Origin of the sequence: Conexibacter arvalis, from assembly GCF_014199525.1 — a bacterium.
Lineage (GTDB): Bacteria > Actinomycetota > Thermoleophilia > Solirubrobacterales > Solirubrobacteraceae > Conexibacter > Conexibacter arvalis.
Genome location: NZ_JACHNU010000001.1, coordinates 1,726,880 through 1,738,901, shown reverse-complemented (window position 1 = coordinate 1,738,901; position 12,022 = coordinate 1,726,880). Strand labels below are relative to the sequence as shown.

Genomic DNA, 12,022 nt, shown 5'->3' with positions numbered 1-12,022 from the left:
CGACCGCGCGGCCGCAGCTGGCAGCGGCGCGGCGAGCGGCAGTACGCGAAGGAGACCGCCGGCGGGACCGTCGTGCCGACGACGATCGCCGGCTTCGGCGACGTCGCGCTGCGGACCGCCTCCAGCGACGACCTCCACACCGCGACGTACTTCATCGCGTACGCCGGCGGCAACTACGCCGTCCGCGGCGAGGCGAGATCGCCGGAGGTCGCGCTCCAGATCGCCACGAGATCGGCCGCCTCGCTCCTCCCGCACGGCCACTGAGCCGCGATCGATGGCGGTCTGTACAGGACATGCCTGTACAGACCGCCATTGATCCGGCGCGCGGCGTCGCGGCGGCGGAGGACGAGGGCAGGTCGGTCAGGCCCGCGAACCGGGTACCTTGCGCGCATGGGTCCTTGGTCCGTCTGGCTCTGGCGGCTGCTGCGCAACAAGCGCTTCCGCTCCTGGCTGCTGGCGACCGCCGGGCCGAGAGCGTTGGCGCTGTTCCTGCTCTACGTGGAGCGGGTCCGCAACCGGCAGATCGCGATCGGCGAGGCCGATCAGATCGACGGGATGTTCAGCGCCGCGATCGTCGACGGCCAGCGCCACGTGATCGTGTGGAAGGACGGCGAGCCGATCTCCGCCTACCCGCCCGTCGCCGGCGATCTCGCGAAGAAGCTGAGAGCCCACGCGCGCAGAGACCTGACGCGCCCTCACGACCTTCCGACCCGGCGGGCGCGCAGGTGGCTCGCCCACCAGGCCGGGACCGCCCGCGGCGGCGCGGAGCGGGTCGGCGCCGGCGTTCGCGACGTGAGGCGCCGGCTGCCCGGCGGCGGACGGACGGGCGCCAGATGAACGAGATCGAGCCGGTCCGGCGGCGCGGCGAACGTGAGCCGCGCCCGCCGCGCCGGCGCTGGAGGACCGCATGACGACCGACGGCAACGCCTCCGACGAGGCGATCCGCGAGCTGCTCTCCGTCCCGCGCACGTGGGCGGTCGTCGGCTGCTCGCCGCGCGCCGACCGCGACAGCCACCGGATCGCCGCGCTGCTGCAGTCCCGCGGGAACCGGATCGTGCCGATCAACCCGGCCGCGCTGTCGATCCTCGGCGAGCCGGCCTACCCGACGCTGGCCGACGCCCGCGATCAGGTCGAGATCGACGTCGTCGACGTCTTCCGCCGCTCGGAGGAGGCCGGCGTCCACGTCGACGAGGCGGTCGCGATCGGCGCGAGGGCGGCGTGGCTCCAGCTCGGCGTCGTCGACGAGGCGGCCGCCGCGCGCGCCCGCGCCCGCGGCCTCACCGTCGTGATGGATCGCTGCCCGGCGATCGAGTACCGCCGCCTCGGCATCTGAGCGCCGCGGCGCCAACCGGTCGATGAGTTTTCGCGCGGCTCCCGGTCTACACCGGCAGAAGCAGTTCAACCCCCGGCCAAGGAGCCCCGAATGTCCCGCATGCTCTTCGTCAACCTCGCCGTCAGAGACCTCGACGCCTCGATCAGATTCTTCAGAGCGCTCGGCTTCGAGTTCAACCCGAAGTTCACCGACGAGTCGGCGACCTGCATGATCGTCAGCGAGCAGGCGTACGTGATGCTGCTGGTCGAGCCGCGCTTCGCCGACTTCACGACGAAGCCGATCGCCGACCCGGCGAAGTCGACCGAGGCGCTCTACTGCGTCTCCGCCGCCAGCCGCGAGGAGGTCGACTCGTTCGCCGACGCCGCCCTCGCCGCCGGCGGGACCCCCGCGAAGGAGCCGCAGGACTTCGGCTTCATGTACGGCCGCAGCTTCCATGACCTCGACGGCCACCACTGGGAGGTCATGTGGATGGACCCGCAGGCCGCCGAGCAGGGCCCGGAGGAGTACGCCGCCCAGCAGCAGAGCGCGTAGCGCCGCCGCTCCGCGGGGCCGCGAGGCGCGGCCCCGCGGTGCGCTCGTGCACCCGCGCAGCGCGGCGCCTGCACCGTCGCCCGCGGCGAAATGCACCCGTGGATGCATTCAGTTCCCGGTGCGTCGCTGCCATGGTGATGGCATGGCGTGGATCAGACGACATCTGCTCTTCCTCGTCGCGGCGCTCGGGCTGATGGCAGTCGGCGCCTGGCTCGCCTTCGCCGAGCACAACCCCGGCATCGGCTGGATGCTGATCGTGTGGGGCTTCGCCCTCGTCGCGGCCTGCGCGACGCCGAAGCGCCCTACGGCTCCACCAGGCCGCGGCGGATCGCGTAGCGGGTGAGATCGACGCGATCGCGCATTCCGAGCTTCTCGAGGATGTTCGCGCGATGACGGTCGACCGTCTTCTCGCTGATCACGAGCAGATCGGCGATCTCGCGGCTGGTGTTGCCCTCCGCGACGAGCTTGACGATCTCCGATTCGCGCGGCGTCAGCGGGTCGTCCGGTATCGCCTCGCCGTCGGCGGCGCGCTGGACGTGGTCCTTGATCAGCGCGCTGACCGCCTGCGGGTGCAGGAACGGCTCGTCGCGCATCACCGCGCGGCAGGCCTCGACGAGGTCTCTGTCGACGACCGACTTCAGCACGTAGCCGGCGGCGCCGGCCCGCAGCGCCTCGAACAGGTAGCGCTCGTTGTCGTGCATCGAGAGGATCAGCACGCGCAGCTCCGGCCGCCGTCTCGACAGCTCGCGTGCGACCTGGATCCCCGTCAGCCGCGGCATCGTGACGTCGAGCACGGCGAGGTCGATGTCGGCGCGCATCCCCAGCTCGATCGCCTCGTGGCCGTCGCCGGCCTCGGCGACGACCTCCAGATCGGGCTCGGCCTCCAGCACCAGCCGCAGCCCGTGACGGACGACGGCGTGGTCGTCGGCGAGCAGGATCCGCGTCGTCTTGCCCGCGCTCACGCGACCACCTCCGCCGTCCGCAGCCTCAGCGCCACCTCGGTCCCGCCGGCCGGCAGCGTCCGCAGCTGGCAGGTGCCGCCGAGCAGCAGCGCCCGCTCGTGCATTCCCTGGATCCCGGCGCCGGGGACGCTGTCGCCGAGCCCGCGGCCGTCGTCGGCGGCGCGCAGCGTCACCGTGCCGTCATCGCCGACCGCCAGCGTCAGCTCGGCCGCCGAGGCGTCGGCGTGGCGGAGCGTGTTCGACAGCGCCTCCTGCGCGATGCGGAAGACGACCAGCTCGGCCTCCGGCGACAGCGGCGGGAGGCCCGGGTCGACCGACAGCCGCACCGGGATCCCGCTCTGGTCGCCGACGCGGGCGCAGAGCGCCTCCAGCGCGTTGGCCAGCCCAAGGTCGTCGAGCGCCTCCGGCCGCAGCCGCGTCGCGACCTCGCGCACCTCCCCGAGCAGCGTCCGCGCCGCCTCGCGCGCGCCGCACAGCTCGCCCTGGAGCGGGTTCTCCTGCGGCACTCTTCTCGCCGCGCGGTCGATCTGCAGCATCAGCGCCGTGAGGCTCTGGCCGATGCCGTCGTGCAGCTCCTGCGCGACCCGCAGCCGCTCGGCCTCCTGCGCGCCGAGCGACCGCTCGACGCTGCGGCGGCGCTCCTCCTCCAGCCGTGCGAGCATGCCGTTGAACGCGACCGCCAGGCGGCGGATCTCCTCGGGCGAGGAGTCCTCCTCCGGCAGCCGCTGGCCGGGGTGGAGCGGCTCGACCGTCTCCATCAGCCCCGACAGCCGCCGCAGTGGGGCGAGCGCGCGCCGCAGCAGGAGGAAGTCGATCGCGGCGGTCGCGGCCAGCACGAGCACGAGCACGGCCGCCTCCAGGCGGGCGATCTCGGCGCTGACGGTCGCGGGCGTGAACGCGAGCACGAGGCCGGCGAGGACGAACGCCGCGACGTTGAGGGCGAAGATGCGCTTCAGCAGAGAGGAGCGGCCCACGACTCCAGTGTGACGCAGCTGACCTGAACGTCGAACTAACTACATGCTGGACCCCATTCGGGATGCACGGCGTCCCCCATGTTCTGCGTGCCTTTCCGCACGTACCGTCTTGTGGGGCCGTGGCCCTCTCAATATGCATCTTCGCCGGCGCGCTCGCGCTGATCGTCTCCGAGCGCTTCGACCGCACCAAGATCGCGCTCGTGGGCGCGGCGCTGCTGCTCCTCACGCAGACGATCGATCAGGAGCTCGCCCTCGAGGCGATCCACTTCGACACGCTCGGCCTGCTCGCCGGGATGATGATCATCGTCCGGCTGACCGAGGCGACCGGCCTCTACACCTTCATCGCGATCCGCGCCGGGCAGCTGTCGAGAGGACGGCCGTTCCTGCTGGTCGTCGCGCTCGCCGTGCCGACCGCGATCCTGTCGGCTTTCCTCGACAACCTCACGACCATCCTGCTGATGGTCCCGATCACGTTCCTGCTGGCGGACGCGTTCGACATCGACCCGATCCCGCTGATCCTGATCGAGGTGATGGCGTGCAACATCGGCGGCGCCGCGACGCTGATCGGCGACCCGCCGAACATCATGATCGCGAGCGCGACCGGCCTCTCGTTCATGGACTTCATCATCAACGTGGCGCCGATCGCCTACTTCTCGACCGCGGTCGTCGTCTGCCTCCTGTACCTCGCCTTCCGGCGACGGATCCGCATCGCGCCCGAGATGCGCGACAAGGTGCTCGAGCTCGACGCGTCCCGCTCGATCGAGGACCCGAGAGAGCTGAAGCGGCTCGCTCCGCTGCTGATCCTCACGATCGTCGCCTTCTTCGTCCACAAGCCGCTCAATCTGGAGCCGGCGACGGTGGCGCTCTGCGGCGCGACCGCGATGCTCGCCTTCAGCCGCCAGTCGCTGCAGGAGACGCTCGGCGGGATCGAGTGGCCGACGCTGTTCTTCTTCGTCGGCCTGTTCGTGATGGTCGGCGCGCTCGAGCACACCGGCGCGATCGACGAGCTGACGGGCGCGATCGTCTCGATCACCGACGGCGACCGCACCGCCGAGCTGCTCGCGATCACGTGGTCCTCGTCGATCATCGGCGGCATCGTCGACAACATCCCGCTGACGGCGACGATGATCCCCGTCGTCGACTCGATCGCCGGCGACTCCGGCGACAACGCCTACTGGTGGGCGCTGTCGCTCGGCGCCTGCTTCGGCGGCAACCTGACGATCATCTCGGCCGCCGCGAACGTCGCCGCCGCCGGCATGGCTTCGCGCGCCGGCCAGCCGATCGGCTTCGTGCAGTTCCTCAAGATCGGCGTCCCCGTGACCGTCTTCTCCACGGTGCTGGCGACGATCTACCTCCTCTTGCGCTACACCTGAGCACCATGGGCATCCTCAGCCACGTCCCCACGCTCCGCTCCGACCGCCCGCTGCGCGAGGCGGTCGAGACGCTGCAGGAGGTCGACGTCCCCGCGCTTCCGGTCGAGGACGCGCGCGGCAGCCTGTACGGCATCTTCGGCGAGCGCGAGTTCATCGAGGCGATCTTCCCCGGCTACATCAAGGAACTGAGATACGCCGGGTTCGTTCCGCACTCGCTCGACGTCGCGATCGAGCGCCGCTCCGGCTGCCTGGACAAGCCGGTCGGCGACTACACCAACCGCGAGCCGATCGCCGTCACCGAAGGCTTCTCCGACGCCGAGCTGGCCGAGACCTTCCTCCACCACCGCGTCCTGATCGTCCCGGTCGTCGACGCCGAGCGCCGCGTCATAGGCGTCGTCACGCGCAGAACCTTCTTCGACATCGTCTCCGCGCGGATGCCCTGAGCGGCGGCACGGGTGGCGCGCCGCAGGCCGCGCTACAGTGCGGCGCTCCCGTCTCACCCCCGATCCGCCGCCGAGGAGTTCCATGGCCCCGACCGACCTGCTGCCCGACCCGTCCGACGCCCTCCCGCCGCGTCGCCTGCTCGCGCGCGGACGCGCGGCGCTCGGCGTCGGCGCCGTCGCGCTCGCGCTCGCCGCGGCCGGCTGCGGGGGCGACGACGAGGGCGGCGCGACGACCGCCGCCGGCGGCGGCGCGACGGCGGCGCAGACGGCCGCGACCGAGCCGGCGACCGCTGCGGGCAACGGCGTCGAGGAGCAGAGCGCCGACGAGATCCTCGCCTCGGCGCAGGAGGCCGCCAGAGCGGCGACCGCCGTGCGCGTCAGCGGCGAGATGGAGGACCTCAGACTGGACCTGAGCGTGGTCAGAGGCGAGGGCGCCACCGGCACGATGGCCCAGGGCGGCATGGAGTTCGAGCTGATCGTCGTCGGCGACGAGGTCTTCCTCAAGGGCAGCGACGCCTTCTACGAGCAGATCGCCGGCAGAGCGGCCGCCGCCCTGCTGAGCGGCAAGTGGCTCCAGGTCCCGAAGGACGACGACGACTTCGGCAGCATCGCCGAGATCGCCGACATGGAGGAGCTGCTGGGACAGGCGCTCGATCCCGACGCCGACAGGCTGACCAAGGGCGAGGTCGAGGAGGTCGACGGCCAGCAGGCGATCGGCATCACCGCCGACAGAGGCACGCTCTACGTCGCGACCGAGGGCGAGCCGCTGCCGGTCGCGCTGGTCGGCGACAGAACGAGACCGGGCCGAGTCACCTTCAGCGGCTGGAACGAGCCGGTCGAGCTGACCGCCCCCGCCGACGCGATCGACGTCGCCGAGCTGCAGGGCTCGCGCCGTTAGCCCTCCCCTCCCCCTCGGGCGCGTGCACGCTCGGCGGCCGGCGGGTATCAGTGCGGACGCGCCATGCTGACGGCGCCCTGATCCCGAGCAACCCTCCGGCCGCGAGGAGGCCCATGTCACCGATCGAGCAGCAGACCGAGACGCCCGCGATGCCCGGCGGCGGGCGACAGCGGCCGCTCGGCGCCCGGCGGGCGCACCGCGGCGCCGCGGCGGCCGCCGTCGCGATCGCGCTCGCCGCCGCCGGCTGCGGCGGCGACGATGGCGGCAGCGGAACGACCGCCGGCGGGAGCGGCGCGGCGGCGCCGACCACGACGCCGACGACCGGCGGGCAGACGACCCCGCCGGCGCCGGACGGCGACCACGGGATCGCCGGCCAGAGCGCCGAGCGGATCCTCGACGCCGCCCGCGGGGCCGCGCGCGCCGCCGACTCCGTCCGCGTTGACGGCGACCTCGGGGAGGTCGCGATGGAGCTGCGCCTCCTCAGAGGGAGAGGCGCGACCGGCCGCATGTCGCGCGAGGGCATCGACTTCGAGCTCGTCGTCGTCGACGGCGCGATCCACCTGCGCGGCGGCGAGGAGTTCTTCGCGCAGGTCGTCGACCGGACGTCGGCGGCGAGGCTGGGCGGCAGATGGCTGCGTGTGCCGGCCGACGATCCGAGATTCGAGCTGGTCGGGCAGCTCGCCGAGATGGAGCGGCTGCTGAGAGCGGCGACCCACCCCGGCGATGGCCCGCTGCGCGTCGGCGCCGTCGAGACGGTCGACGGCCGCGAGGCGGTCGGCGTCAGCGGCAGCAACGCGACGCTGTTCGTCGCGACGACCGGCGAGCCGCTCCCGCTCAAGCTCGTCGGCAGCGCCGCGAGACCCGGCGAGGTCGCCTTCAGCGACTGGAACGAGCCGGTCGAGCTGACCGCTCCCGCCGATGCCGTCGACCTCGCCGAGCTGCCAGGCGGCGCCGGGCGCTAGTGGTGCCGGCACTAGAAGCTGGCAAGCAGCGGGTGTGAGTCGGCCAGGCAGGTCGTTGCCGTCCTCGGCCGGGTCCATGCAGGCCGCACCCCGGACGCCGCCGCAAGGGGGATGGGGCGACGTCCAGGGGCGCGGCGGCCGCCACCCGATCGGGGGCGGCGTCTGCCGCGCCTTGGCTCGTGCCCGCCGGATCCCGGGGTGCGGTCGGCGGACGGCCGGCGCGACAGCTTCAGCGGCGTGTGACCTGGACGGCTAGGCGGTCGCGCCGCACGACGTGGCGGGTCAGGTGGACGGTGAGGGTGACCGCGGTGAGATCACCGAGCCGAAGCGGGACGGTCGCGGCGCCGGTCTGCGCGAGCGCGGTGCGCACGGCGGGGCGCTGAAGCGCGGCGTGCACGTGGGTCGCGGGGAACCCGATCGCGTCGAAATGGGCCGCGAGCGCGCGGGCGACGGCGTCGGATGCAGGGAGGCCGCGGGCGCGACGCGCGAGCTTCAGCAGCGCCGAATAGGGCAGGCCGAAGGGCGGCGTGCGGGTGCGGCGGTAGGTCCGCTCGGCGAGGCGGGTGGTCGCGTCGGCCGGCGATGCCAGCCCTCCGCGCCGGCCTGGCATGCGCGGGCCCGTCACCGCGGGCTCCTGGCGGTCATGGGGCTCGGCATCAGCGCTGGGTCGCAGCGGCCGCAAGCCCGATCGCCGCACGGACCAGGTCGTCGGCGCGGTCGGGGTCGATCGCATGGAGCAGGTCGCGCAGCGACTCGCCGGCGGCCATCAGGTCGAGCGTCGCCGCGGTCCACGCCTGGGGCGGAACCGTTGCGAGCGTGGTCGGATGCTCGGGCCGCCCAGCGAGCGCCGCGGCCGCCTTGACCTGACTGAGCAGCTGGTAGACGGCCTCTAGCTCGAGCATGCACTCGCGCCGCGGCGTGGCCGGGGGTGCGGCGGGTCGCAGTGGCAGGATCGGCGCGGAGACTGATGTCGAATTCGGCAGCATGGTCGTTGACGCGGTTGAAGGGGGCGTGCGGCGCACCCTCGCGTCCATCCCAGCGAGGGCGCGCCGCACCGCGAACGGGGCAAGGGGGAGATCTCCCGTTCGTCGTGCGTCGCGATCGGCGGTTCGGGGGAGGACCGCGGATCGTTGGCCGATGGCGAATCGCCTGCCCGCGAAGAGGCGGCTCGGCTCGACGCGATGAGGACCATAGAGCCGCTCGGCCGCGGCGGAAATGCCTCCCGGGGCACTACTGCCCCGGGAGGCATTGCGCGCTATTCGCGCTGGTGATATGCCGCGCGCCAGGCGCGCAGGACGGGGATCAGCAGCCGCGCCAACGGCCCCGCGGCGGCCGCGATCGCCTCGGTGGCGGGCCGCAGCTGCGGCGTGTCGCATGCGGGCGCGGAGAGGTAGAGGCCGATCATGCACGCGACGATCACGCTGTGGCGCTCGCCGCGCGGGAGCGCCGCGGCGTGTCGGACCGCCAGCGCCGCGCTCTCGCGCGTGCGGGCAACCGCGGCGGTCGGATCGTCGTAGTGGTCGAGGTAGCAGTGGGCGCCGTTCTCGCGGTCGTCGTGCCAGTCGACGAGCGAGTCCAGCAGCGTCGTGCAGAGGTCGATGTAGAGGTAGGCGGTGTCGACGGCCGCGATCTCGGCCGAGTCCGTGTTCGGATCGGCAGCGAGCGCCAGCAGCGCGTGCGTGTGCAGGGTCGCGCTGGCGGCGCCGGTCAGCTCCCACCACGGCAGCGGAGCGTGCGGGAACTCGTCGGCTGCCCAGGCGCGCAAGCCGGCGTCGCGGCGGACCGGGTCGGGCTCGTGGTTGAGGCCGAGCACACGTCTGCGCGCCGCGCTGCGCACGAGGTGTGGTCGCAGCATTCCGTAGGAGGGCAGCTGCCGGCACGCTTGCCGGCAGTTGGCGACGAGCGCTTCGAGGTAGCCGCCGTCGTCGCGCCAGGGCTGGTGGCGGTAGTAGTCGCCGGCGGGCAGTCGGGTGAGGTCGAGCGCGTCGACGAGCGCGATGTGAAGCCGTCGGCCGTTCTCGTGGGTCGGCCAGCGCTCCGAGACGTTGTCGAGGTAGTCGACGATCGTCTCCCAGCTCGTCAGCACGGCCAGCAGCCCGCGGTGGCGACGCGTGAGGATCCCGAACAGCGCCGCACCATCGGCGTAGCCGCGCTTGTGGTCGAGCGAGTGCAGCGCATCGGCGCGCAACTCGTCGCTGGGAATCGCCTCGGCCCGTGCACGCCACTGGCGCATCGTGCGCGCGGTCAGCGGCAGCGCCCACGTGAGCTCGCGGCCGACCGCGGCCGCGAGCGCCACCCACTGCGCGCGCGACAGCCCTGTCCGCGCACGCCCGCTCCCCCGCCGGTTCGACGCCGAGCACCCGACAACACCAACTCCGGTTACTGGTGGCATGTGGCCCCCTCCTTGATGTACGGTGACGTCTACTGTCGTCGTGCGGTCGGACCTGGGGAGCGGGATCGGGGGTGGCATCACCACAGAACGTCGTGTTGGCGGCGCTGCTGGAGGGCCCGAGCCACTGCTATGAGGTGAACAAGCGCGTGAGAGAGCGCCTCGGTGGGGACGCGATCTCGGCGTACAAGGTCATCGGGCGCATGGAGCAGACCGGGCTCGTCGAGGAGATAGACGTCCGCGCCGGCTCTGGTGGCAGGACCGCGCAGGTCGTCTACGCGGTCACCGACGCCGGCGCCCGACGGCACGCAAGCTGGATGCGCTCGCCGCTGCCCGACCTGGAGGCAGGGACCGAGCTGACGACGCGGATGCGGTTCGCCCGGCCCGAGGACCTGCCTTCGCTGCTCAACGTCGCAGAGGCCGCGCTGAACGACCTGCACGCGCGACTCGCAGCGGCACAGGCCGCGCAGCAGCGCCGCCGCGAGCAGCGCACGCGACCGCTGCGCAACCAGCGGCCGACCGCCCGAGAGGTGGCCGACCTGCTCGCCGAGCAGCTGCTCAACGACGTGCTGCTGCTGCAGATCAAATGGTTGGGCAGAGCGACCGTCGACCTCGAGCAGCTGCTGCTCGACAACGCCCCAAAAGGATGAGAGGGTGACGCACGTGCGCCCGCTGCTGGAGCTGCAGACCGTCGCGAAGTCCCACCAGCGCGGCACGCGGCAACTGCGCACGCTTCGCGACGTGTCGATGGCGCTGAGACCTGGGACGCTCGCCGCGGTGTTCGGCGACCGCGGCGCCGGCAAGTCGACGCTGCTGAGCATTGCCGCCGGCATCGAGCCGCCCGACAGCGGCCGGGTGCTGCTCGACGGGGTCGACGTCGCGACGATCGGCCAGCGAACCCGCCGCTTCGGCCGGCCGCGCCGCGACCCGGCGGAGCTGCGTCGCCGAATCGTCACCGTGAACCGCATGGCGCCGGAGATCCCGCCGCTGCCGATGCGCGCCTACGTTGGCCTCGCGCTCGCCAAGGGGCGATCCAGACGCGAGACCGACGCGCTCGCCGCCGCGGCGCTCGAGCGGGCCGGCGTTCCAGACGTTGGCGACATGACGTGGGCCGAACTCTCTGACGCCGAGCGCACGCTCGTCGCCTTCGCGCACGCGATCGCGCGCAGACCGCAGGTGATGGTCGTCGACGATCCGGTCGCCACGCTCGACACCTGGCACCGCGAGCTCGTGGGCGGCCTGATGCGCTCAGTCGCCGAGGAGGAGCAGTGCGTGGTGCTCGTCGCCGCCAACGAGGCCGGCGGCCTGAGCCCGCACCTGCACGAGAGCTACCTCCTCAACCGCGGCCGGCTCCTGCGCGCGGTCGCCGACCGGCCCGAGGACCCCCAGGCGACGGTCGTCGAGCTCCGCACGCACCGCAGCGGCTGACGCCAGATGCTGACGCTCGTCGACGTCGTCAAGCACTACCCCGACGGAGACGGCGGCACGATTCGTGCGCTCGACGGGATCTCGCTCAGCGTCTCGCGCGGAGAGCTGGCCGCGGTGCACGGACCGAGCGGATCGGGCAAGACGAGCCTGCTGCAGATCATCGCCGGCCTGCTCGCGCCCGACTACGGCGAGGTGCTCGTCGCCGGCCGCGACATCACCGCCCTCGATGCCGCCGACGCGGCGGACTACCGGCTGCGCGAGATCGGCTACATCACCCAGACGCCCGATCTGATGCCTGGCGTCAGCGCGCTCGAGCAGGCCGCGACCAAGCTCTACGGTCGCGGCCGCCGGCCGCGCGAGGCCCGCGCCGCCGTTCGGCCGCTCTTGGAGCGCCTCGGGCTCGACAAGCGGCTCAGGCATCGCCCCGAGCAGCTGTCCGGCGGCGAGCGCCAGCGGGTCGCGATCGCACGCGCGCTCGCGACCGCGCCCCGGCTGGTCCTCGCCGACGAGCCGACCGGCGCGCTCGACGCCGGCCGCAGCCGCGAGGTCCTGCAGCTGCTGCGCGAGCTCTGCGACGAGCAACAGGTCGCGATGGTCCTCGTCACCCATGACCCGCTCGCCGCCGACTACGCCGACACGGCACACACCCTGCGCGACGGCGCCCTCCACGCCTTCGACACCGGCTCGGCGCGCGCGCCGAGCGCGAGCGGCAGCTGAGGAGCGACGGGC

17 protein-coding genes are annotated in these 12,022 nt (G+C 72.9%); 12 read left to right on the top strand and 5 right to left on the bottom strand.

Features of this window, described 5'->3' with window-relative positions:
• The first annotated feature begins 72 nt into the window (after nt 1-72).
• The 5 genes from BDZ31_RS08110 (at nt 73) to BDZ31_RS08090 (ending at nt 2,207) form a co-directional block, all read left to right on the top strand.
• Entirely contained in the window at nt 73-264 is a 192-nt protein-coding gene (locus tag BDZ31_RS08110) for a hypothetical protein (RefSeq protein WP_183340728.1), read from the top strand.
• 126 nt (nt 265-390) lie between these two features.
• Entirely contained in the window at nt 391-837 is a 447-nt protein-coding gene (locus BDZ31_RS08105; protein WP_183340726.1) for a hypothetical protein, read from the top strand.
• Nucleotides 838-907: 70 nt separating this feature from the next.
• A complete protein-coding gene (locus BDZ31_RS08100) occupies nt 908-1,333 on the top strand; it encodes a CoA-binding protein (RefSeq protein ID WP_183340724.1) in 426 nt (141 codons plus the stop codon).
• 99 nt (nt 1,334-1,432) lie between these two features.
• Entirely contained in the window at nt 1,433-1,864 is a 432-nt protein-coding gene (locus BDZ31_RS08095; RefSeq protein WP_183341077.1) for a VOC family protein, read from the top strand.
• A 142-nt stretch (nt 1,865-2,006) separates the two neighbouring features.
• Nucleotides 2,007-2,207, top strand: a complete 201-nt coding sequence (locus BDZ31_RS08090; protein ID WP_183340723.1) for a hypothetical protein — start codon at nt 2,007-2,009, stop codon at nt 2,205-2,207.
• Here BDZ31_RS08090 and BDZ31_RS08085 read toward each other — a convergent pair.
• Nucleotides 2,167-2,826 carry a response regulator gene (locus BDZ31_RS08085; protein WP_183340721.1) on the bottom strand — a complete coding sequence of 220 codons (660 nt, stop codon included), beginning with the start codon at nt 2,824-2,826 and terminating at the stop codon, nt 2,167-2,169. The genes BDZ31_RS08090 and BDZ31_RS08085 overlap by 41 nt on opposite strands.
• Nucleotides 2,823-3,800 carry a histidine kinase gene (locus tag BDZ31_RS08080; RefSeq protein ID WP_183340719.1) on the bottom strand — a complete coding sequence of 326 codons (978 nt, stop codon included), beginning with the start codon at nt 3,798-3,800 and terminating at the stop codon, nt 2,823-2,825. The genes BDZ31_RS08085 and BDZ31_RS08080 overlap by 4 nt, the downstream gene beginning before the upstream one ends.
• Nucleotides 3,801-3,919: 119 nt before the next feature.
• Here BDZ31_RS08080 and BDZ31_RS08075 point away from each other — a divergent pair, with 119 nt between their 5' ends.
• The 4 genes from BDZ31_RS08075 to BDZ31_RS08060 all read left to right on the top strand — a co-directional run bounded on the left by BDZ31_RS08075 (nt 3,920) and on the right by BDZ31_RS08060 (nt 7,476).
• The gene (locus tag BDZ31_RS08075) at nt 3,920-5,173 is read left to right on the top strand and encodes an SLC13 family permease (protein ID WP_183340717.1); all 1,254 of its coding nucleotides are present in this window, start codon (nt 3,920-3,922) and stop codon (nt 5,171-5,173) included.
• Between the two features lie 5 nt (nt 5,174-5,178).
• Nucleotides 5,179-5,616: a CBS domain-containing protein gene (locus BDZ31_RS08070; protein WP_183340715.1), complete on the top strand. Its 438-nt coding sequence runs from the start codon at nt 5,179-5,181 to the stop codon at nt 5,614-5,616.
• 82 nt (nt 5,617-5,698) lie between these two features.
• A complete protein-coding gene (locus BDZ31_RS08065) occupies nt 5,699-6,514 on the top strand; it encodes a hypothetical protein (protein WP_183340714.1) in 816 nt (271 codons plus the stop codon).
• Nucleotides 6,515-6,627: 113 nt separating this feature from the next.
• A complete protein-coding gene (locus tag BDZ31_RS08060) occupies nt 6,628-7,476 on the top strand; it encodes a hypothetical protein (protein ID WP_183340712.1) in 849 nt (282 codons plus the stop codon).
• A 229-nt stretch (nt 7,477-7,705) separates the two neighbouring features.
• Here BDZ31_RS08060 and BDZ31_RS08055 read toward each other — a convergent pair whose 3' ends face one another.
• The 3 genes from BDZ31_RS08055 to BDZ31_RS08045 all read right to left on the bottom strand — a co-directional run bounded on the left by BDZ31_RS08055 (nt 7,706) and on the right by BDZ31_RS08045 (nt 9,772).
• Nucleotides 7,706-8,086, bottom strand: a complete 381-nt coding sequence (locus BDZ31_RS08055; RefSeq protein WP_183340710.1) for a hypothetical protein — start codon at nt 8,084-8,086, stop codon at nt 7,706-7,708.
• 46 nt (nt 8,087-8,132) lie between these two features.
• Nucleotides 8,133-8,378, bottom strand: coding sequence for a hypothetical protein (locus BDZ31_RS08050; protein ID WP_183340708.1), 246 nt, complete (start codon nt 8,376-8,378; stop codon nt 8,133-8,135).
• A gap of 353 nt (nt 8,379-8,731) precedes the next feature.
• Nucleotides 8,732-9,772, bottom strand: a complete 1,041-nt coding sequence (locus tag BDZ31_RS08045) for a DUF2600 family protein (protein ID WP_183340706.1) — start codon at nt 9,770-9,772, stop codon at nt 8,732-8,734.
• 167 nt (nt 9,773-9,939) lie between these two features.
• Here BDZ31_RS08045 and BDZ31_RS08040 point away from each other — a divergent pair, with 167 nt between their 5' ends.
• Genes BDZ31_RS08040 through BDZ31_RS08030 form a run of 3 tightly spaced genes read left to right on the top strand, consistent with a single transcriptional unit; the run spans nt 9,940 to nt 12,010 of the window.
• Complete coding sequence (locus BDZ31_RS08040; protein WP_183340704.1) at nt 9,940-10,515, top strand: helix-turn-helix transcriptional regulator; 576 nt, start codon at nt 9,940-9,942, stop codon at nt 10,513-10,515.
• Nucleotides 10,516-10,519: 4 nt separating this feature from the next.
• Nucleotides 10,520-11,293: an ATP-binding cassette domain-containing protein gene (locus BDZ31_RS08035; RefSeq protein WP_183340702.1), complete on the top strand. Its 774-nt coding sequence runs from the start codon at nt 10,520-10,522 to the stop codon at nt 11,291-11,293.
• 6 nt (nt 11,294-11,299) lie between these two features.
• Nucleotides 11,300-12,010, top strand: a complete 711-nt coding sequence (locus BDZ31_RS08030; RefSeq protein ID WP_183340700.1) for an ABC transporter ATP-binding protein — start codon at nt 11,300-11,302, stop codon at nt 12,008-12,010.
• Nucleotides 12,011-12,022: the final 12 nt, after the last annotated feature.